Origin of the sequence: Leeuwenhoekiella palythoae (genome assembly GCF_900130045.1) — a bacterium.
GTDB classification, from domain to species: Bacteria; Bacteroidota; Bacteroidia; order Flavobacteriales; family Flavobacteriaceae; genus Leeuwenhoekiella; species Leeuwenhoekiella palythoae.
This window is the reverse complement of sequence record NZ_FQXT01000003.1, coordinates 339,561-361,118: the sequence shown is the minus strand read 5'-3', so window position 1 is coordinate 361,118 and position 21,558 is coordinate 339,561. Positions and strand designations below refer to the sequence as shown.

Sequence of the window (21,558 nt, the reverse complement as noted above, 5' to 3'; positions counted from 1 at the left end):
AAGAACAGGGTATTTTAAAACTCCAAACCTGCCGCTTATCGACCCGTTTTTGACCCGAACCAGTACCGAAGGAATACCGAACCAATACCGAAGGAAACCCCCGGAAATTTCGAACTTGCCTGCATGCCTATACAAACCCTTCCCGAACTATGCCAAACCCTGCAATACTATGCACAAACAGCTGATTTTTTGTAAGGCGTTTCGGGTTAAAGTTTGAGAGAGGGGTTGTACAAGATTGCGTTGATCTCCTAGCGTCGAATTGAGTAGTATTAGGTTTTAATGGTGTTCCTTACTTTTCTTTGCTTGTCCAAAGAAAAGTAACAAAAGAAAAGACCCCCTCGCTTAGGAATTTTTTGCCTTATCAGGCAAAAACCGCTTTGTCAGCTCCGCGTCGCTATCGCTCCTGTCCTTCGGAGCTTCCTACAGCTATTCTGAACCAAGGGAGTTTTAAATTTGTAAAACCCTTCGGGTATGCGTATTCAATACTGAAAACAGTAAACCACACACTGTTTTTCCGTATTTCTAATTTCTACTTTCGTATTTTAAAAACGTCTTTTCTCTCTGTTCTATTCTCTTTTATCTCATATCTAATATCTAATATCTCAATTCTACCTACCACAAACTGAAGACTGCTACTGCCGACTTAATCCAGAGCTTCTTGCAGCTATTCAGAACCAAGGGAATTTTGAATTCGTATAACCCTTCGGGTATGGGGGTTATGATTTTTTAATGGAAGAGGAATCAAACTCCCTTCTCTTGCGGGAGAAGGGGTGGGGATGAGGGCTTTTGACGCGGTGCTCCAGATGCGATTTCTCGACTGCGCTCGAAATGACAAATTGATTCAAAAGCTACTTTTCTGTATAACCCTTCGGGTTTAGACATTATCAGTCATCTCGACTAGTCCCGATAACTATCGGGAAGATCACACAACAAGCTAACAGAAGGGCTGGGGATGAGGACTTTTAATAAAGTGCACTCCAGATGCGATTTCTCGACTGCGCTCGAAATGACAATGCGTGCTACTAACACGCGATACAATTCCCAATCTTCATTGGGACAAGCAGCGCGGAAACAATGGCAAAGGTAACCTGATCGAAATAACAAAAGTGTCATGCTGAACTAGTTTCAGCATCTCATCACAGGGAGCTTTTCAAGTGTAGGTAGAGTATTTGAGTTAATCGGGATTTTGATAAAAAGTCAATAACCCAAGTCTCCCTTCGAAGGGAGATTTAGAGGGATGTTGCCGTGTGTTCTTTTGAAAACATCCATCCCCAACCCTTCCTTCAAAGGAAGGGCGTTAGATTCTAGACGTAAAACAACCTAATCTAGCATCTCACGTCTCAAGTCTAAAGTCTACCTACCACAAACCACAAACAGAAAACTGCTACTGCCAACTGTTAATCCGTCTTTTCTCTCTCTTCTATTCTCTTTATTCTAACCTCTAACGTCTCAAATCTCACATCTAAAACCCAAACCCCTCTACAGCTTCTAATTGTTTTAAAGCTTGTGCTACGGTGGTGACGGGAAGTTTACAGGCACGGCCTTCGCAGACGTAGATATAGGTTTTTTCGGGTACAAAGCGTGATTCAAATAGAGGAAGCTCGCTATCTACGGTAGTGCCTATGAGCAGGCGGTTAGCTACGGGTTGTCTGCTAAAGTCGTCAATGCGTTGTACGGCATCAGGACCTACTACGGCAATTTCATAAAAAGGATAACTGTGCTGTATGGCCAGGGCAAGCCATTGGGTATAACTCCAGGGCTGCTCTTTTAGGTTGTCGTGCATTGCCAGAAGCATCGCTTTGGACTGCTCAAGATAGGCAGTGTTGTAGTTAAGATGCCCCAGTTTAAACAGTAATTGCGCCAGCAAGGCATTGGCTGAGGGTTGCACGCCATCATTGGTCGTGATGATGTTGGTGATGAGTTCGTCGCCGGTGTTAAAGGTATAAAAAGGCGAATTTGCGTCTTTAAAATGCGTTTGGGTATCGGTGATGAGTTGGTTTAGGGTTTCCAAATACTCCGTATTTGTGGTACTGCTGTACAGGTCCAGGGTGGCTTGACTCATAAATACATAATCATCAAGAAATGCCGGTGCTGTATCGCTATGGGCTTTATACGAATGCATTAGGGTTCCATCTTTGTAAGCATTTTGCATTAAAACCGAGTAAAGCGCTTTTGCTTGTTTAAGATAATCGGGTTGCTCAAAACTATGGGCTGCGGCCACCAAACCGGAGATCATCATCGCATTCCAGGGAACGATGATCTTATCATCTGCACGCGGCAGGCTTCGGGTACTGCGCACCTGTTGCAATTCGCTCTTCCATTGAGTGATGAGTTGGGCTACTTGTTCAGCTGACAGCTTATACGATGCGGCAAAGGCTGCATCGGTTTGTGTAGGGTAGAGGTGTAGGATATCGGTCTCAAAACGAGAGAGTGGTTCTTGCGTGTAATAGGCGTCAAAAAGTTCTTTTTCGGTAGTGATAGCGGTCTCCAATTGGTTGGTATTATACAGGTAATAGCCTCCTTCTTTGCCATCACTGTCGGCATCCAGCGCGGCGATAAAGCTGCCTTCTTTGGTTTTGAATTGGTTGTTAAGAAAGGTGATGGTTTCTTCTGCGCGCTGGCGGTAGATGGGTTTGTCAAACAAGGTATAGGCTCTGGCATATACGCTAATAAGTTGGGCATTGTCTGACAGCATTTTTTCAAAATGCGGAATCTTCCACAACGGGTCTACGCTGTATCTAAAAAAACCTCCGGAAACGTGATCATACACGCCGCGCATTGCAATGGCATCAAGGGTTTGCTCTAAAAAGGTTTTAGATTTCGCATCTTGGGTAAGGCTCACATAATCGAGCAACAGGTTAAGGTGCGCAGGAAGCATAAACTTTTCAAAACCCTTGCGCCCTCCATTTTTCATATCCCATTCTTGTTGGTAGGTGTTGAACAGGGTTTCTATAAGCTCCGGCCGGTACTGCACGCTGGTATTTGCCGCAGCCTGCTGTTGTTCTTCTTGAATTCCGGTAGTGAGGCGCTGCGCAAATGCAGCCGCTTGTTCAGGTTTTTCGGCATAGGTTTTTGATAAGCTGTTGAGCAGCTGCAGCCATTCGTCTTTTTTGTGGTAGGTGCCGCCATACAAAGGTTTTCCATCGGGTAACACGATCACGTTCAGTGGCCAGCCCCCTTTGCCCGTGATGAGTTGTACCGCTTTCATATAAACCTGATCTACGTCAGGTCGCTCTTCTCGATCTACTTTGATATTGATAAAGTTTTCATTCATCACCTGTGCCACATCTTCCTGCGAAAATGTTTCTTCTTCCATCACGTGACACCAGTGGCACGACGAGTAGCCTATACTCACCACGACCAGTTTGTTTTCTTCTTTGGCTTGGGCAAATGCCGCATCACTCCACGGCTGCCAGTCCACCGGATTGTGAGCGTGTTGCAACAAATACGGACTCGTTTCTTCTATAAGTTGGTTGGTGTATTTATGGGTTTCTTGAGCTGTAAGTACAAAAGTAGCCAACAGCACAACGAGCAAGGATAGGAAGAAACAGCAACGCATAGGTTTACGATTAAGATTTAAAATTTCCGTATTAAAACTCATTTAGGCAAATCTTTAGGCTTGAAAGTTTATGACTTTTTAGGGATTTTCTTAAGAATGTTTTGGGAGCAGTACAAAGGCCGGTGGTGACTATTATTGATATCTTGAAGACTTAAGGCTCGAAAACTGGCGTATTTCAAGGTGTACCGAATCTTTTGATCATCTTGATCACGCTAAAAACCGAAAAACTTCAACAGTAAACTATGAAAAAACAAAAAGCACATCAACCGCTAAAGGAAGCTCAACTCACTGATGATGAAGTAGAAATTCTAGATCAGCTGGGCATCTTTGGCGACTCGCGCCGAAAGTTCTTAGGGCAGATCTCTGCTGCCAGTATGAGCGTTATGGCTACGCCGTATTTCTCTTCAGAATTGCTTGCGCAAACCCAAGCGGGGACCTCAAAAGACGATTTAGACGCCTTATTGAACAAGGTTGAAGTGAATCTACATGTTAACGGAAAGCAAAATCCATTAACACTTGATTCCCGTACTACATTGCTTGATGCCTTACGCGAACATTTACAACTTACCGGGACCAAAAAAGGTTGTGATCACGGACAATGTGGAGCGTGTACGGTAATGATAGATGGTAAGCGTAAACTCTCTTGCCTCACGCTTGCAGCAACGTGTAAAGACAAAAAGATCAAAACCGTTGAAGGACTGGCCAATACGGCTGGTTTACACCCTATGCAAAAAGCCTTTTTAAAGCATGATGGCTTTCAATGTGGTTATTGCACCCCGGGACAGTTGTGTTCGTCGGTGGCTTTATTAGATGAGGCTAAACAAGGAGAGGCTAGTTATGTAACCAGAGATTTTACAAAAGTGACCACCAACCTAGACCTTAGCGAAGAAGAGATCAGAGAGCGTATGTCTGGTAATATCTGCCGTTGTGGAGCTTACAACAATATTGTACAAGCTGTAAAAGAAGTGCAAAGTGGGGTTGAGGAGCAACCGAAATGGCGCTTTGCAAGTTTGGCTGAATTAAAAGAAGCCGGAGAACAGTAAATGAGTTCGTACACGCATACGAGAGATTTACAATCAAATTTTAGGCGAGCCTTAGAGTAGTATTTCTTCGGTTACGCCAACAAACTAAAAAGTATTTATGAGACCTTTTAATTATATAGAAGCTAAAACAAAACAACAAGCCTTAGCAGCCGTACAGGAACAAGAGCACGCCAAATATCTGGGCGGAGGAACCAATCTGGTTGACCTGATGAAAGAGGATGTAGAGCGCCCTGAAGCTTTAATCAAAGTGGCCGATCTTGATAATGATACCATCACCTCAAATGCCGTGGGCGGACTCACACTTGGAGCAGCCCGAAGCAACGCTGCAACCGCAAATCATCCTGAGGTACGTAAGCAGTACCCATTGCTATCGATGGCGATGCTTTCGGCAGCAACTGCACAGATACGCAATATGGCCACCAATGGTGGGAATCTGTTACAGCGCACGCGCTGTCCTTATTTCTTTGAGACTTCTATGCCGTGCAATAAACGCGAGCCGGGAAGCGGTTGCGGAGCACTGGATGGAGCCAATGCGCAGCACGCGATATTTGGTTGGAGCAAAAGCTGCGTTGCGACACACCCTTCAGATATGTGCGTAGCACTGGCCGCGCTGGAAGCTACGGTAACCGTGCAAACCCCAGACGGGAGTGAGCGGACTATTGATTTTTCAGATTTTCACCGTTTACCGGGCAAACAACCGGAATTAGACAATACCCTTGAACCTGGCGAACTCATCACAGCGATCGAACTGCCTAAACCCCAATTTACCCAACACTATCATTATTTAAAGATTCGGGAGCGCTCGAGTTATGCTTTTGCGATTCTTTCGGTAGCGGCAGGTTTAAAGGTAAGAGGCGGTGTGGTCACCGATGTTGGTCTGGCGATGGGTGGCGTGGCACACAAACCCTGGAAGCTTACCGCAGCAGAAGATTATTTAATAGGAAAAGAGCCTACTACTAAGAATTTTGAGGAAGCCGCACAATTGGCACTTGCCGATGCGCGTACACTAGAACACAACGCGTATAAAGTCCCTATGGGAATTAAAGCCATTGTACGTACCCTAGAACAAGCCTATTCAAAAGAAGCCTAACCGAAAAATAACATTATGAATTTAAATACATCAAAAGGAACCGGAAACCCAATTGATCGGGTTGAAGGGAAGCTTAAAGTTACCGGAATGGCGAAATATGCCTCGGAATTTAAGGTCAAGAATCTGGTCTATGCACAAGGGATCAACAGTACGATTGCTAAAGGACGCATCACTGCCATTGATACCGCGGAGGCCGAAGCACAACCGGGCGTGCTTGCCGTGATCACCTATAAGAATGCAGAACGATTGGCACAATATGATAAAGATTTACACCCGTTATCAACTACAAGTATTCAACCGGTGTTGCAAAGTGATCAGGTGCATTACTACGGAGAATATGTAGGACTTGTGGTTGCTGAAACCTTTGAGCAAGCGCAATACGCCGCAAGATTGGTGAAATATACGTATGCACAAGAAACGCCGGATATTGACTTTGAAGCTTCAAAAGGAAAGGCATATACCCCCACGGAGCAGTCTGATTATAGCAGAGGTAATGTCGCTGAAGGTCTTGCAGAGGCTGATGTTACGTTAGATGAAACCTATGTTACGCCCATAGAACATCACCACCCTATGGAACTGCACGCGATCATTGGTTCGTGGAATGGCGGCAATGTACAAGCCTATGCCAGTCAGCAAATGATCGATAACGCAGCAACCACGATTGCCGATACCTTTCAGATCGATAAAAAGAACGTACGGGTAATGTCGCCTTATGTAGGTGGTGGCTTTGGTTCTAAACTCGCAGCCAAGCAGCACGTGATTTTGGCGCTTATGGCCTCTAAAGCTATTAATCGCCCCGTGCAACTGACGGTTTCGCGTAATCAAATGTTTACCAATACTAATTTGCGTCAGCGTAACGAGCAACGCATTAAAATAGGTGCGAAAAGCGACGGAACCTTAACTGCGCTTTCCCACGATACGCTTTCTCACACCTCAACCTATGAGCAATATCAAGAGGCCTGCGGAACGGTTACTAAGATGTTATATAAAACGCCTAATAACAGTGTGACACATCGTTTGATGCCTATGAATTTGCAATCCCCCTTTGCAATGCGGGCTCCGGGAGAAGCTACAGGAAGCTTCGCACTCGAGTCGGCTATGGATGAAATGGCATTTAAATTAAACATGGATCCCATTGCCTTTAGAATCAAAAATGATACGCAGGTAGACCCCAGTAACGGCAAACCTTTTTCTTCACGCTTGCTGAATGAATGTTTGCGTCTGGGGGCTAAAGAATTTGGATGGGAAAACCGCCCTCAGAAACCCGCATCAAAGTCTGAAGGAAATTGGCTGGTAGGTTACGGGGTCAGTGCAGCTTCTCGACGCGCACCTTATATGAAAACTTCGGCGAAGGTCATACTGGAGTTGAAAAACGATGCCGTTTGGGCCACCTTACAAATGGATGCTACCGATATTGGTACAGGAAGTTACACCATACTTGCCCAAACCGTCTCAGAATATCTAGATATTCCGGTGGAGCAGGTAGATGTGGAGTTAGGAGATTCTGAATATCCGGTAACGCCCGGTTCGGGAGGTTCTTGGGGAGCTGCTTCGTTTGCTAATGGGGCTCGTGCCGCGTGCGAACAAGCACTAAAAGACTTAAAGGATAAAGCCGGTGAAACTGCCGCAACGACTACTGTTGCTCTAATGAAAGCCGCGCAATTAAGTACTCTGGAAGCCGAAGGCACTGCAGAACCTGACGAAGAGTATAAAGCGCACAGTGTGTTTTCTTTCGGAGCCAATTTTACCGAAGTGTGGGTAGATAAAGACACGGGTGTTTTTCGCATCAAGCGTATGCTTAATGTCGCAAGCTGCGGAAAAATCCTAAACCCCAAAACAGCGTTCGGGCAAATCATAGGAGGTTGTGTGATGGGTGCAGGAATGGCGATTGCCGAGCGTACGGAGGTGGAGCCTAATTTTGGGAACTTCATCACCCGGTCGTTTGCAGATTATCACGTACCGGTAAATCTAGATATGGCCAATATTGATGTGGTGTATCTTCCCGAAGAAGATAAGATCGCTAATAAAATGGGGATCAAAGGTATAGGCGAACTCGGGATCACGAGTGTTGCGGCTTCTATTGCCAACGCAGTGTTCAACGCAACAGGTAAGCGTATGCGAGACCTTCCGTTAACACCGGAGAAAATATTTGTAAAAAAAGAAGAAGCAGCTTAATGCTTTCTAATTTTAATATTGAAACGTCCTGTAGCTTGATTGTTGCAGGGCGTTTTTTATGGAGCTATGTTAAATAATAGATTTGTGAAGATTCGACGTGAGACTAAAGGTTTACCTTCAGCGCAAATCGCATAGGCTTGTAACGAAGTTGTTTCTGGGCTATGCCTGAACCAATATGAGTTTAAGGCAGCTTATTAAGTTCGACAGTTTAAACTTCTTTATGAATACTTCCTATTTTATCACGCAAAGAAGAAACCTCGCGTTTGCGTTTTACAGCCAGTATTTCTGCGAGTACCGATAATGCAATTTCTTGCGGAGTGATGGCACCAATATCTATTCCGGCAGGGCCGTAGATGCGATCAAGTACCGTGGCATCCAGATCTGGCTTGTAGTCTATGAGTTCGTTAAACAACTTTTCTCTACGCTTTGAACTTCCTAAAATGCCTATATACTGCGGTTGCTTATCCAAAATATGAACTAAGAAGTTGAGGTCTGTTGCATAATTATGATTCATCAGTACCACAGCAGATTCAGCATCGATTTGTAAACCCGATGCTTGTTCCGGAAGCAGATGCAAGACTTCGTGTACACCCGGAAAATTCGCTTTGGTCTTGGGATCTTTAGGAGAGGCGATCACACGCACATCCCACCCCATCTGAGCGCCTAACGTACCCAGTTGTACCGCATCGTGTTCGGCACCAAATAAAAACAACTGAAAAACAGCAGGCAAAACCTGAGTAAAAGTCTGAACCTTTGCTGTGGATTGCAACGCTTCTTCAATATAAAATAAGGCTAAGGTTTCCTCGTTCGCTTTTACAACAGTACCTAAGGGTTGTTCAACAGCTTCGGTATCTTTTACAAAATAGGAAGTGAGCTGTAGGTCCTTACGTTGCGTAAGAATAATAGTGAGCTTGTTATAAATGCTTTCATTGATCTGTAAGGGTTCTATAAGAATATAAAGAATCCCTTCACAGCCCAGGCGATACCGCCCGTCGTAGGTCATCATTTTGGCTTTGCCGGTTTCAAATACCTCTTGTGCTTGAAAAAGTACCTCCTTTTCAACACAACCGCCACTAACGGCACCGGTCATGGTACCGTTTTCAGCAATGAGCATACGCACACCCGGTTTGCGGTAAGATGAACCGTCAAGAGCTACCACACTGGCCATAACACAAGCCGTATTGGTTTGAAAATACGTATAAGCAGTTTGAATAAGGGTACGGAATTCGTGTGTCATAGCTGAGGCTGAAATACAAAGTTAGGCATAAAGTATGCTTTAAACGTAAATGAGCATTGTCCGCGAGTGCTAAACTTATATTAATTGCAAGTCCGGGCATCCTAAAGTGCCACGCAGTCTAAGTTTTACCTTTATTTTAATAAAAAGCCCTGCGTTTATCTGTAAATTTTCAGATTGAGAATGATTCCAACAAAAAAAGAAGCAGTACAAGTTTTATGAAAGAGCACAGCGGTTATCCCGGTATAGAAAGTTACGGTGTAATAGGAAATTGCCAGACCTGTGCGTTGATCCAGCGGGAGGGCAGCATCGACTTTATGAGTTTTCCGGAATATGATTCGCACTCGGTTTTTGCAGCTCTTTTAGATCAGCGCAAAGGCGGAAGTTTTAATACGCCTCCGCAAGCCCCTTATGCAAAGTGTTTTCAGGAATATATACTAGATACCAGTGTGCTTACCACACGCTTTCTTTCTGATGATTATAATGTGGAGTTTACAGACTTTATGCCTATTCAAGCCGATGGCAGTGCTGAGGTCAATCAGTTAGTTCGTAAAATCAGCCTTATTCGTGGAAATCTCGATTTTGATCTTATTCTTGACGTGCTTATCAACTATGGCAAACTCACTACCCACGTTGAGGTTATAGATGAATATACCCTGATTTTTAAAAATCAAGAACACGCCGATGCTTTAAAAGTACGGGCAACGCTGCCTATTACAGCTCAAGGAAGTATTAAAAAAAGCTTTTCCTTAAGCGAAGGGCAGGATGCTTATTTTATCATAGAAAGCGCCGATGCCCCAGCTTTAGATCATACGATTGAAGAAGAAATAGCATGTCTGGAAAACAAGTTGCCCGCAACGCTAAAATTCTGGCATCAGTGGATCAAGACGTGTAACTATCACGGTGATTTTGCCGAACATATGAAACGCTCGGCCATTACCTTAAAATTATTGACCAGTGCCAAATACGGTTCTACGGTGGCGGCACCTACTTATGCGTTACCCGAGGAAATAGGTGGTGGTAAAAACTGGGATTACCGATATGCCTGGGTGCGGGATGCCGCATTCACGATGTATGCCTTTATGCGTTTAGGCTTTCTGGAAGAAGCATCACAATTTATGAAATGGATCTACGACCGCATAGATATTGACATCAACGGCGGGGTGGAATTACAAATTATGTACCGAATAGACGGAAGCCGGGACCTTGAAGAAGAGGAGCTGGATCTGGAAGGGTACAAAGGCTCGAAGCCTGTGCGCATTGGGAATGCAGCAACCAGCCAAATACAATTAGACGTCTTTGGGGAATTGATGGATACCATTTATCTGTTTGATAAGTATGGTCAAAATGTGATGTACAGCTTTTGGCAGAATGTAGAAAAGCTTATTGATTATGTGTGTAAAAACTGGCAAAATGCAGATCACGGTATTTGGGAAGTGCGAGAGGTAAAACGGCATTACCTTTTTTCAAGGTTGATGTGCTGGGTGGCTTTAGACCGCGCGATTCGCTTGGTGCGTAAACGCTCGCTACCCACTGATGTCAGCACTTGGGAGAAGAACAGAAACCTTATTTTTCAAGATATTTATGATAATTTCTGGGATGAGGAATTGCAAAGCTATGTGCACTTTAAAGGCGCTAAAACAGTAGATTCATCACTATTGATGATGCCTTTGATGAAATTTATTAGTCCGTATGACAAGCGCTGGGTAAAAACCTTAAAAGTCATCGAAGAACAGCTGATCGTTGATGATGTTTTGGTGTACCGAAACCTGCACGATAGTATTCCGCATAAGGGAGATTCCGCTGAAGGATCTTTTACCATTGGTTCTTTTTGGTACATCGAGTGTCTTTCTCGAGGGGGAGAGATCGCGAGAGCAGAACGCTATTTTCAAAAGTTGATGAGTTACGGGAATCACCTAAAACTCTTTTCGGAGGAATTGAGTCCGTCTGGCGCGCAGCTGGGGAACTTTCCGCAGGGATTTTCACATCTAGGATTGATCAGTACGCTGTTTTCAATAGATCGTCAAAAAGGTCAAAATACATTTGTTTTAAAGCAATAACTCTACCTGAATTGACCAATGAGCACGCTTTATGAATCCTTAAAAACTCGTACTTTTGGTTGCTATGAAAGACCTCAGAGTAAGAGCTTGTATTGCGATGACCATTGCAGTTCTCGTAGTATCCTGTAAAGAGCGGGCAAGCGATAAAATAAATGCCGCAACAACTTCAAAAGAAGTTACTCAAAAACCACATGAACTTCTCGTAGCCCAACCCGATAGTATAAAAACTCCGGAAGGCATGGTTTGGGTTTCGGGAGTGGAATTTACTCAAGGAGCTGGTGCAGGAGATGCTTTGGCTTTGCCTCGCGAAAAACCCGCACATCCTGTGGCGGTGGATGGCTTTTTTATAGATCAAACCGAAGTGACCAATGCACAATTTGAAAAATTTGTGGACGAAACAGGCTACGTCACCTTAGCAGAACGCCCGGTAGATTGGGAAGCGATGAAAAAAACCTTACCACCGGGAACGCCAAAACCGGCAGACAGCTTGCTTCAGCCGGGCTCGCTGATCTTTGACCGCAGCGTGCAACAGGTTACAGACCTTAACAACTATACCCAATGGTGGGAGTGGAAGATAGGAGCAAATTGGAAGCATCCGCAAGGACCGGAGAGTACTATTGAAGGAAAAGCAAATTATCCTGTGGTTCACATAAGTTATGAGGATGCTTTGGCGTATTGCAAATGGGCCAACAGGCGCCTGCCTACCGAAACAGAATGGGAAGCCGCGGCATATGGAAAATTGCCCGGCGGAATATATACTTGGGGAGATGATGCAACCGCTTTACCTGAAAAAGCAAATACTTGGCAAGGAACTTTTCCTACTAGAAATTCAGATGAAGATGGGTTTGCTTACGCGGCTCCGGTAGGATCGTATGCACCCAATTCTTTAGGCATTTATGATCTGTCTGGGAATGTTTGGGAGCTTACTCAAGATTGGTTTTCTACCCGGTATTATCAAGAAGTAGCGGGAAGCAAAAGCATCAATCCGCAAGGTGCGGTGGAAAGCTACAACCCTGAAAATCCCTACCAACCCGAAAAAGTAATAAAAGGCGGTTCGTTTTTATGTGACGATTCCTATTGTGCCAGTTATCGTATCTCTGCGCGTATGGGCCAAGCCTTAGAGTCATCTTCAGATCATAGCGGTTTTAGAACTGTGGCGGATGTAAAGATGCTTCAAGCTGATTAAGATTTACACAGCGGTGGCGTTTATTATTTAAGAAAAGGATTTCGTATACTTGTAAGTTAAATGTAGAATCAACACTTTTAATTATACTTTATATGCGATCTATTTATACGTTGCCCTTGGCACTTTTGCTGCTCATTGTGAGTTCTTGTAAAGAATCACAAGAAACGACCGAAGCAGAAACGCTTTCAGAAGAAAAAACTACCTGTACCGAAATGCCCTATAACAATCCTATTGTGGGGCAGCGTGCCGATCCTTGGGTGTACAAGGATAGCGATGGAACTTATTATTTTATAGCCACTGCACCCGAATATGATCGTATTGAGATCAGAAAAGCCAATACCATTAATGCTCTGGGGACCGCTGAACCGCAAGTGATCTGGACGAAGCACGAGACCGGTAGAATGGGACATCACATTTGGGCACCTGAATTACACAAAATAGATGATAAATGGTATGTTTATTTTGCTGCGGGTGAAGCCGAAAATGTTTGGAACATCAGGATGTTTGCGCTTTCTACCGATGCTGCAGATCCTACACAAGGCGATTGGGTAGAAGAGGGGCAGATCGCTACCAAACGGGATTCATTTTCACTCGATGCGACCACTTTTGAACATAAGGGTACCCGATACTTGATCTGGGCACAAAACGTACGAGAAGGAGAGAACACTTCGCTGGTAATGTCTGCGATGGAAAACCCAACGACCTTAACCGGTCCTGAAATTATTATCACCGATCCTGAATACGACTGGGAACGTATAGGCTATAAAGTAAATGAAGGTCCGGCAGTATTGAAGCGCAACGGAAAGATCTTTGTAACCTATTCAGCAAGTGCTACAGATGCTAATTATGCAGTGGGTTTGCTCTGGGCTGATGAAGATGCAGACTTGATGGATGAGGCCTCCTGGAATAAATCAGAAACTCCGGTTTTTACTACTAATGCAGAAGCGCGACGTTTTGGTCCCGGGCACAACTCATTTACTAAAGCCGAAGATGATACTACTGATGTGATGATCTATCACGCCCGAGTTTATGAGCAAATACGCGGAAACTCGCTATACGATTTTAACCGTCACACCCGCGCAAGAGTCCTAAAATGGGATGAAAAAGGATTCCCTGATTTTAGACAAGACCAGCGCGACTAATTTTTTTGATATAAATCAAGGCATTCCTAAGCCTCGCAGGAGTTTGTTTCTCATGCGAGGCTTAACTTTGCGCACTTATTTAATTTTAGTTTTATGAGTGAAGTAAAAACAAGAAAATCCCCCGGCTTAATATTAATTCTTGGTTTACTTACGGCTTTAGGCCCTATCGCAACAGATATTTACTTACCGGCCTTTGAAGATATCGCGGTAAAGCTCAATACACACATCAGTACGATTTCTTATACGCTCTCGAGCTTTTTTATCGGGCTGTCTATCGGGCAACTCATCTATGGGCCGATGCTTGAACGTTTTGGTCGCAAAAAGCCTATATACGTAGGTCTTGTTATTTATTTTCTCGCTTCACTAGGTTGTGCATTATCTGCTGATATTTACATCTTAATCGGTTTGCGATTCTTTCAAGCAGTAGGCGCTTGCGCGGGAATGGTAGCTGCTCGTGCCCTTGTGCGCGATCTGTTTGAAGATAAAGAAGTAGCTCAAGTATTTTCGCTGTTGATGGTCGTTGTGGCAGTATCGCCTATAATCGCACCAACTTTAGGCGGATTGATCACTATTCAGTTGGGATGGCGTTGGGTTTTTGCCAGCTTGAGTATTCTAACGCTCTTGGTTTTTATAGGTTCGTATTTTAAACTTCCGCACGGGAAACCTGCAAATCCAAAGCATTCTTTACGCCTAAAGCCGGTTTTGAAGAATTATAGAGAAGTACTACTTGATAAACAGTTTGCGGTATATGCGATCTCGGGCTCTATTGCTTATGCAGGGATCTATTCTTATCTAAGCGGGTCGCCCCACATTTATTTAGAATTGTTTGCGGTGAGTAAAACCGAATATAGTATCATTTTTGCGATCATCGCTGCGGGTCTGATCGGTTCGAGTCAAATAAATAATCTGATTTTAAAGAAGAAGGAAACCGCACAGGTTGTACCTGTGGCCCAAGTTTTTCAGTGCTTACTTTCAGTGGCGTTAGTTGCGATTAGCTATTTTGAAATGGGTGGATTGTACTTAACCACTGTTTTGATCTTTCTGTATATGTGTTGTTTGGGCTTTATCTTTCCTAACGCATCGGCCTTATCGCTTGTGCGCTTGGGCCATACCGCCGGAAATGCTTCGGCGATGTTAGGAGCGATGCAAATGGTAATGGGTGCTATCGGTTCGGCTTTAGTGAGTTATTTTCAAGCACGTACAGATCTTGCGATGTATTTGGTGATGTGTAGTGTGGCATTCTTAGCCTTCGCACTGCTGATTTCAGGAACCAAAAGTTTAAAGTCGGCTTACCATCTGGCGGAAAAATAAAAGCCCCGTTTTCACGAGGCTTTGTCTTTCAATTCTTTCAGTGCAAGAATTACATCTGATTACTGAAGAAAATACCATTCATTAAAAGCTTAGAAGTCCCGTACCAGAAGGCTCTAAAGTTGGTGTTGTCTGTAAAGATCAGCACTTCACCACGTCCTGAAGATTGGTGTACAAAAGGGCGTGTGCCTTTGATGGCTTCGTAATTGATGGGACTTATGTATCCCGCTGCAAGCGGCTCTTCGGTATATAAAATAGGGTTTTTATAACTGGTCTCGTCAGCTTCGATAAACAAGGTGGTGTCTCTAAACAAACTGATGGCTGCATTATCATACCCAAAAGCGATAGGGTGAGAGCGATCAAGCTTGGCGCTAAAGATCGCACCGCCAATCACCTGAGCACCATTAAAGTCACTGCGTTGCTCAAAAGTGACCTCTTTCGCCGGATTTTCGGTTTCTACTTCTCTAAAATCAACTAATCCCTGACGTTTGATCCAGCGCGCGGCATTTTTAAAGCCTATAAGCGTTCCGCCATTGCGCACCCAAGCAGCGATTTTATTTCCTGCCAACTCGTCTAAACCGCCGCCCCAGCCACTGGTAGGCATAATAATCGTGGTGTACTGTGACAGGTCTGTTCTGCTAAAATTACGGGTATCTAATTTGGTAATGCTGATGTCAAAACGGGTGTCGAGCAAGTGCCAGATTTCGCCAGCATCATAGGATCTGATGCCATCGCCTACGAGCAACGCGATCTTCTGAGGCTTTAAAGCTTCAAATTTGCGACTCCCAAGATCGATACCTTCAGTTAAACCTGTTTTTACAGGATCAATACTCAAGTGAGAGGCTTTAGCGACATCATCTAAAAATGCCTGAAGGTCGGCTGCATTCAAACTTTGATTTTGAACAGGAATCATTACGCTACCGTAGTCATAATCGATTCCACCAACGCTAAAGGGTTGCAAGGCCACTTTAGCACGAATCCCTTTATTCAAGATCGCATTAAGGGCTTTAGGCGCATAATAATTTCCCCACGGCAATATATACGCATAGTCGCTGCGAGATAAGCTAAGCGGTGTTTGCAAGGCAACGCTGTCTATTTTTGTACCTGCAATACTCGCCGGAGCGCTGTCGCTAAAATCTAAGTTGAAGGCTAGAGGAAAACTCCAAGCCGAAATATCATAAAATAAGCTGTCCTCAAAAGTGGTGCGTTTTTCAAACATTCCTTTTAATAATCGGCTGTGTTTTTGTGTTTTGGGAACCACATAACTGCTCTCCGTATCAAAGCTCAAGTCTTTAGTAGTATAGTTTTCTGAAGGTTTGTACACTGCAATTTTATGGCGCTGTAAAAGTTGTGCAAGATGTGCAGCCCGCGCCGGATCGTTTTTACTCCCGAAGATATAAGCGTCTTTTCCTGCTTCATTTCTACTATTTGCGTAAAAGTCACGCTGGTAATCCAGCATCTTTTTACGCATACCTTGTGCGGCGGCAATGGTAGAAAGAAAAGCGGTAAACTGATTGCGGATCGTAAACGGAAAAGTTAGGAGTCCGTTATCAGTTTCCTGAACGTGACCTCGCGAACTCGCTTGCTCAAAAAGAATTCCTACACTCCCGTTGATATCCGGAAAAGTAGAGCCTTTACCGTAATAGAAGTCGTCGTAATCCTCTTCAGTATAGTAAAATGAACCGATCTTATCAAAAGCGGCAGCGTGGTATTTACCAATTTCAGCAGTGAGCTCTTGATTGAGTTTTGGTGTCAAAGGATGCGTACGGCTTTGAATCCCCGGTTGAAAGAAGAACGAAGAGTTGCTTCCCATCTCATGATGATCTGTCAAAATATTAGGGTACCACTCGTGAAAGGTTTTGATACGCACTTGAGATTCCGGTAATTCTGCCGGAAGCCAGTCTCTATTAAGGTCAAACCAATAATGATTTGTACGACCGCCCGGCCAGATCTCACTGTATTCGCGATCTTGAGGATCGGTAGTTAAGTTTTGGTTTTTATTAGTGTTTGCCCAGTATGAAAAACGCTGAAGCCCATCAGGATTAAAGGAAGGATCAAATAGAATAACCACATCTTGAAGCATTGCATCAATTTTAGCTCCTTGTGCCGCAGCCAGATAATAAACGGCCAGCAAACCGGCATTTGAACCGCTGGGCTCATTACCGTGAATACTCATACCCTGGTAGGTTACAATAGGCATCGTTTCGGTATCCAGATTGGCGGCGCCGCTTTCGGTAAGGGCGTGATGCTCTGTTTTAATTTGAGCTAGATTGGCGTGATTTTCAGGAGAAGTGATCGTGAGTAGTAACAAAGGTCTGCCTTCATAGGTAGTGCCTCTGTTTTCAATAGTTATGCGATCTGAAGCCGCTGCCATCGTGCGCATATAACCTACCAAGGCATCGTGGCTCACGTGCCATTCTCCCGGCACATAGCCCAAAATCTCCTGCGGTTTTGGGATCTCAGGATCATAGGTAACATCATCAGGCAAGTAGTAGTCCAGCGATGGGTGCATCACCTGCGCAGTGGACTGAAAAATTGTAAAAATCAAGAAAAGATGGAGTAGGAGTTGTTTCATAGAATCGTATATAACTTTTAGTATGGTTTTAAATATATCATTTTTTAAAGAACTGCTTTTGATAACCACGGTACACAAGGTTTAAATTGTGCGGATTTCTTATCGCTGTACACCACATATTTTAGGATATTCTTAAAATCAGGGTACAAAAAAAGCCGCAAACTATGCGGCTTTAAAATCTTGGGATTTGATTTTTTAAATATCGTCAAAACTTACATCAGTAAAAGCTTTTGCCGATTTGCCTTCTAATACAGGCTCTTTATCTTCTTCTTTAACGTAATCACTCTGGTGACGCTCGCTGATGACCTCTTCTCCTTTTTCATCAAGAATGTAAGCAGTCATTTCATTTAAGATCTCAGAGAATCCTTCAAAATCTTCTTTATAAAGGTAGATTTTATGTTTTTTGTAGTGAAAGGAACCATCATCATTTGTGAACTTTTTACTCTCAGTAATGGTTAAGTAGTAATCTCCCGCACGTGTAGAACGTACATCAAAAAAGTAGGTGCGACGACCTGCTCTTAACACTTTCGAGAATATTTCATCATTCCCCTTCATTTCATTATTGCTCATAATCTATGTTTAGTTAATACGCTTTATACTTTCAAAAATGGAAAAAAATTAAATGGTGTACAAAATTTTATTCCATTTCTTTTTCGTCTAATTGTTTTCGATAGAGTTCTTGATAATATCCCTCTTCTGCGATAAGATCTGCGTGGGTTCCGCGTTGAATGATCTCACCTTCTTCTAGAATGATAATTTTATCTGCATTTTTTGCGGAAGAAATACGGTGGCTTACTAAAATCGTTGTTTTAGTTGCAGCCACTTTTTTGAGATTGCTCAGGATTTCTTCTTCGGTTTCAGTATCTACTGCCGAAAGACTATCGTCAAAAAGTAAGATCTGCGGATCTTTAATAATCGCTCTGGCAATTGAAACACGTTGCTTTTGACCGCCACTGAGCGTAATACCTCGTTCTCCTAAAATGGTATCATATCCTTTTGAAAAATCTACGATATTGTTGTGTACCACAGCATCTTTTGCAGCCTGAATCACTTGCGCATCAGTAGCATTGTTATTACCAAATTTGATGTTTTCATTAATACTGTCGCTAAATAAAAAGGCTTCTTGTGGTACATAACCTATGCTGGTACGCAGGTCTTTAAGATTCAATTGATCAATAGGCGTGTCATCTACGGTGATCACTCCGCTTGTAGTGTCGTACAAGCGACCAATAAGCTCTAGAATAGTTGATTTTCCTGAACCGGTCTTACCGATGATCGCTAGCGTCTCGCCTTGATTTACTTCAAAAGAAACCTCTTTAAGAGCGGTTATATTGGTATCCTCGTAGGTGAATGTTACGTTGTCAAACTTGATGCTTCCGTTTACCGGTGTGTGGGCTTCGGTTTTGTTTACGATTTCGGGCTTTTCTTTTAGGAATTCGTTGATGCGTTTCTGAGAAGCTTCGGCTTGTTGTACCAAAGAAGTGATCCAGCCTACAGAAGCTACCGGCCACGTCAACATATTGACGTAGATCAGAAACTCAACGATAACCCCCAGGTCAGGAATGCTTCCGTCTATATATTTTTTTCCACCTATATAAATAACCAGCAAGTTGCTGACCCCAATAAGAGCGATCATCAACGGAAAGAAGAAGGCTTGCACTTTAACGAGATCTAAGTTCTTTTCTTTGTTGGTCTCACTTAGCTTTTCAAAATTCTCATAGGTTTGAGGCTCAATACCGTAAGCTTTGATCACACCGATACCGCTGAAGGATTCTTGAGTAAAGGTGCTTAAATGCGACAGGTACTGCTGTACGATCGTACTGCGTTTGTGAATAAGTCGGCTCAATTGATAAATTGCCACAGAAAGAATAGGTAAGGGGATGAGCACATATAAAGTAAGTTCCGGGGCCGTATAAAACATATACGGGATCACGGTAGCAAAGAGAATGACTGTAGTAACACCATACATAATAGCGGGACCTAAATACATACGCACTTTGCTGACATCCTCACTAATACGATTCATCAGATCTCCCGTACGATTCTTTTTGTAGAAGCTAAGCGACAGATTTTGGTATTGATCGTACACTTCGTTTTTGAGATCAGCTTCCATATAGCGAGATACCACGATAAACATCTGACGCATCAAAAAGGTGAAAAAGGCCGAAAGCAGCGCGGCACCCAGAAGTAAAAACAGCGTCATCAGGAGTTGCTGCTTGAGTTCGCTTAAATCACCACCATCACCAATGTAATTCTCCACATATTTGATCATATCGCCCGAAAACTTAGGCGTAAGAATGGCAAATATGCGGGCCACAAGTACGATGAAAAAGCCTAGAATGAGCTTCCATTTATACTTTTTAAAATACTTATTGAGATGCTGAAGTTCTTTCATAGTATGCAATTGGGACTGCGCTAAAAAGCTAAAAAGGAGATTAGCTTAGCGAAGCCGCGCAAAGATAAGCGATTCGGCTTGAATAGCACGGTTTAGATTTTTTATATAAAAGTCTAATTATGCTGTTAGAAAAATCATTTAAAATGTATTTTTGCATCGATTTTGTCCAAACGGGCAAACTGGCTGGTTAGCTTGAATAATACGAAACCCAAATAACCAAAAGTTCTTTTGAATTATGCTTAACAGAAGGCACATTCGCGTAAAAGTTATGCAGGCATTGTATGCGCTGCATCAATCAGAACAACCTGATCTACTAAAGGAAGAAAAGTTTTTAAACGCGAGTACTGCTCAAATGTATGAGCTGTATCTTACGATTGTAGATCTGCTTGTAGAGATACACGCACACGCTAAAGACATTCTGGAGCGCTCTCAGCAAAAAATGCTGGCCACAGAATCTGAGAAGAATCCTAATCTCAAATTTGTAAACAACCCGGTGCTGGTTAAGCTTTCGGAAAACGAATTACTGCAAAAAGAACTTAAAAAAGCTAAACTTAATAACTGGAGGTTGGATAATGAGTATGTTGTGTTGCTATATAACGAACTCATCGCAAGTGATTTTTATGCGGAATATATGGCCTCTGAAACCAGCGACTTTAAAACAGATCGTGATTTTGTAATCGACTTTTTTACTGAATTTGTTGCGCCTAATGATAAGCTTTATGATTATTTGGAAGACTACCGCTTAACCTGGGTAGATGATCTTCCTGTAGTTAATACCACAATTGTAAAGCGTCTGGGTAAGATCAAGCCTAATTCTCCAGAAAGCACCATTTTGCCTAAACTGTATAAAGACGAAGAAGACCGTCAGTTTGCAAAAGATTTATTATTACGTACTGCCCGTAACGACGAGGAGTACGAAGCTGAAATTTTAGGTAACACGCCAAACTGGGATCAGGATCGTATTGCGACACTGGATAAAATATTGATCAAGATGGCTTTGTGCGAATTTTTGAGATTCTCTTCAATCCCTGTAAAGGTTACGATCAATGAATATTTAGAATTGTCTAAAGAATACTCAACACCTAAGAGTAGCATTTTTGTAAATGGTGTTCTGGATCGCTTGGTTAAAAAGTATAAAAAAGACAATAGGCTCAATAAAGCCGGTAGAGGTCTTATTGAATAAACAATTTATACAATATCCAGATCAACTATAATTAGGCTTGTTGGTGTACGCGCATAGCACCTATTTTCCTGATAAAGCCGGCATACTAGGGTATGGATTAAAATTGTATTTTTGAAACTCTAAAAAAGTAATAGAATTATGAAAAAAGTATTTTTAGCAGTAGGTCTTGTTGCTGCAGTAGCATTTACGTCTTGTAAAGACAATGCTTCAGACAAAGTAAAAGGAGAAAATGTAGAGATGGCTGCAACTCGTGATGCAGACGCTACTGTTTTCCCAACTATGGAATTTGAAGAGAGCGCTTATGACTTTGGTAATATCGCGCGCGGTACTGCTGTAGAGCACGTTTTTAAATTTAAAAATACCGGTAAAGCACCCTTAGTGATTGTAGATGCTACAAGTACTTGCGGTTGTACAGTACCAAGTTATCCTAAAGAGCCAATTCAGCCAGGAGAGACCGGAGAGCTTTTAGTAAAATATAACGGAAGTGGTCTTAACGCTGTAACTAAAATTGTTACTGTAAAATCAAATACTGAAAAGGGATCTGAAACCGTAAAAATCACCGCATTTGTACAATCGGCTGAAGGACCGGCTGTAAACGGATAAGCATT

The 21,558-nt window shown here is 43.1% G+C and carries 14 protein-coding genes; 9 read left to right on the top strand and 5 right to left on the bottom strand.

The features are described 5' to 3' along the window. Positions 1-1,462: 1,462 nt before the first annotated feature. Positions 1,463-3,601, bottom strand: coding sequence for a thioredoxin domain-containing protein (locus tag BUA96_RS08790; RefSeq protein WP_084673107.1), 2,139 nt, complete (start codon positions 3,599-3,601; stop codon positions 1,463-1,465). Positions 3,602-3,801: 200 nt separating this feature from the next. On the opposite strand from BUA96_RS08790, the gene BUA96_RS08785 reads away from it, so the two are divergent. The 3 genes from BUA96_RS08785 (at position 3,802) to BUA96_RS08775 (ending at position 7,867) form a co-directional block, all read left to right on the top strand. Further along, entirely contained in the window at positions 3,802-4,602 is an 801-nt protein-coding gene (locus BUA96_RS08785) for a 2Fe-2S iron-sulfur cluster-binding protein (protein ID WP_072982333.1), read from the top strand. 97 nt (positions 4,603-4,699) lie between these two features. Then, on the top strand, positions 4,700-5,692 hold the full coding sequence (locus tag BUA96_RS08780; RefSeq protein WP_072982331.1) for an FAD binding domain-containing protein: 993 nt from the start codon (positions 4,700-4,702) through the stop codon (positions 5,690-5,692). A 15-nt stretch (positions 5,693-5,707) separates the two neighbouring features. Continuing rightward, positions 5,708-7,867, top strand: coding sequence for a xanthine dehydrogenase family protein molybdopterin-binding subunit (locus BUA96_RS08775; RefSeq protein ID WP_072982329.1), 2,160 nt, complete (start codon positions 5,708-5,710; stop codon positions 7,865-7,867). A gap of 208 nt (positions 7,868-8,075) precedes the next feature. On the opposite strand, the gene BUA96_RS08770 is transcribed toward BUA96_RS08775, so the two are convergent. After that, a complete protein-coding gene (locus BUA96_RS08770; RefSeq protein ID WP_072982328.1) occupies positions 8,076-9,104 on the bottom strand; it encodes an XdhC family protein in 1,029 nt (342 codons plus the stop codon). A gap of 215 nt (positions 9,105-9,319) precedes the next feature. Here BUA96_RS08770 and BUA96_RS08765 point away from each other — a divergent pair, with 215 nt between their 5' ends. From BUA96_RS08765 to BUA96_RS08750, 4 genes are all read left to right on the top strand, one after another. Beyond that, positions 9,320-11,161, top strand: coding sequence for a glycoside hydrolase family 15 protein (locus BUA96_RS08765; protein WP_072982326.1), 1,842 nt, complete (start codon positions 9,320-9,322; stop codon positions 11,159-11,161). A gap of 64 nt (positions 11,162-11,225) precedes the next feature. Next, positions 11,226-12,347 carry a formylglycine-generating enzyme family protein gene (locus BUA96_RS08760; RefSeq protein WP_072982324.1) on the top strand — a complete coding sequence of 374 codons (1,122 nt, stop codon included), beginning with the start codon at positions 11,226-11,228 and terminating at the stop codon, positions 12,345-12,347. A gap of 92 nt (positions 12,348-12,439) precedes the next feature. Then, positions 12,440-13,489, top strand: a complete 1,050-nt coding sequence (locus tag BUA96_RS08755) for a glycoside hydrolase family 43 protein (RefSeq protein ID WP_072982323.1) — start codon at positions 12,440-12,442, stop codon at positions 13,487-13,489. Between the two features lie 93 nt (positions 13,490-13,582). Further along, positions 13,583-14,800: a multidrug effflux MFS transporter gene (locus BUA96_RS08750; RefSeq protein ID WP_072982321.1), complete on the top strand. Its 1,218-nt coding sequence runs from the start codon at positions 13,583-13,585 to the stop codon at positions 14,798-14,800. A 49-nt stretch (positions 14,801-14,849) separates the two neighbouring features. On the opposite strand, the gene BUA96_RS08745 is transcribed toward BUA96_RS08750, so the two are convergent. From BUA96_RS08745 to BUA96_RS08735, 3 genes are all read right to left on the bottom strand, one after another. Continuing rightward, positions 14,850-17,372, bottom strand: coding sequence for a M14 family zinc carboxypeptidase (locus tag BUA96_RS08745; protein ID WP_072982864.1), 2,523 nt, complete (start codon positions 17,370-17,372; stop codon positions 14,850-14,852). A 195-nt stretch (positions 17,373-17,567) separates the two neighbouring features. Further along, positions 17,568-17,942, bottom strand: coding sequence for a PUR family DNA/RNA-binding protein (locus BUA96_RS08740; RefSeq protein WP_072982319.1), 375 nt, complete (start codon positions 17,940-17,942; stop codon positions 17,568-17,570). Between the two features lie 67 nt (positions 17,943-18,009). Then, positions 18,010-19,767, bottom strand: a complete 1,758-nt coding sequence (locus BUA96_RS08735; RefSeq protein WP_072982317.1) for an ABC transporter ATP-binding protein — start codon at positions 19,765-19,767, stop codon at positions 18,010-18,012. Between the two features lie 235 nt (positions 19,768-20,002). On the opposite strand from BUA96_RS08735, the gene nusB reads away from it, so the two are divergent. Both nusB and BUA96_RS08725 read left to right on the top strand, forming a co-directional pair. Further along, entirely contained in the window at positions 20,003-20,950 is a 948-nt protein-coding gene (nusB, locus tag BUA96_RS08730; protein WP_072982315.1) for a transcription antitermination factor NusB, read from the top strand. Positions 20,951-21,088: 138 nt separating this feature from the next. Continuing rightward, positions 21,089-21,553 carry a DUF1573 domain-containing protein gene (locus BUA96_RS08725; protein ID WP_072982313.1) on the top strand — a complete coding sequence of 155 codons (465 nt, stop codon included), beginning with the start codon at positions 21,089-21,091 and terminating at the stop codon, positions 21,551-21,553. The last annotated feature ends 5 nt before the right edge of the window (positions 21,554-21,558 follow it).

Excerpts from the sequence above, each read along its gene's own strand:
- BUA96_RS08790 (WP_084673107.1), bottom strand. The coding sequence starts at position 3,601 with ATGAGTTTTAATACGGAAATTTTAAATCTTAATCGTAAACCTATGCGT.
- BUA96_RS08785 (WP_072982333.1), top strand. The coding sequence starts at position 3,802 with ATGAAAAAACAAAAAGCACATCAACCGCTAAAGGAAGCTCAACTCACT.
- nusB (WP_072982315.1), top strand. The coding sequence starts at position 20,003 with ATGCTTAACAGAAGGCACATTCGCGTAAAAGTTATGCAGGCATTGTAT.
- BUA96_RS08755 (WP_072982323.1), top strand. The coding sequence starts at position 12,440 with ATGCGATCTATTTATACGTTGCCCTTGGCACTTTTGCTGCTCATTGTG.
- BUA96_RS08750 (WP_072982321.1), top strand. The coding sequence starts at position 13,583 with ATGAGTGAAGTAAAAACAAGAAAATCCCCCGGCTTAATATTAATTCTT.
- BUA96_RS08770 (WP_072982328.1), bottom strand. The coding sequence starts at position 9,104 with ATGACACACGAATTCCGTACCCTTATTCAAACTGCTTATACGTATTTT.
- BUA96_RS08765 (WP_072982326.1), top strand. The coding sequence starts at position 9,320 with ATGAAAGAGCACAGCGGTTATCCCGGTATAGAAAGTTACGGTGTAATA.
- BUA96_RS08760 (WP_072982324.1), top strand. The coding sequence starts at position 11,226 with ATGAAAGACCTCAGAGTAAGAGCTTGTATTGCGATGACCATTGCAGTT.
- BUA96_RS08725 (WP_072982313.1), top strand. The coding sequence starts at position 21,089 with ATGAAAAAAGTATTTTTAGCAGTAGGTCTTGTTGCTGCAGTAGCATTT.
- BUA96_RS08780 (WP_072982331.1), top strand. The coding sequence starts at position 4,700 with ATGAGACCTTTTAATTATATAGAAGCTAAAACAAAACAACAAGCCTTA.
- BUA96_RS08740 (WP_072982319.1), bottom strand. The coding sequence starts at position 17,942 with ATGAGCAATAATGAAATGAAGGGGAATGATGAAATATTCTCGAAAGTG.
- BUA96_RS08775 (WP_072982329.1), top strand. The coding sequence starts at position 5,708 with ATGAATTTAAATACATCAAAAGGAACCGGAAACCCAATTGATCGGGTT.
- BUA96_RS08745 (WP_072982864.1), bottom strand. The coding sequence starts at position 17,372 with ATGAAACAACTCCTACTCCATCTTTTCTTGATTTTTACAATTTTTCAG.
- BUA96_RS08735 (WP_072982317.1), bottom strand. The coding sequence starts at position 19,767 with ATGAAAGAACTTCAGCATCTCAATAAGTATTTTAAAAAGTATAAATGG.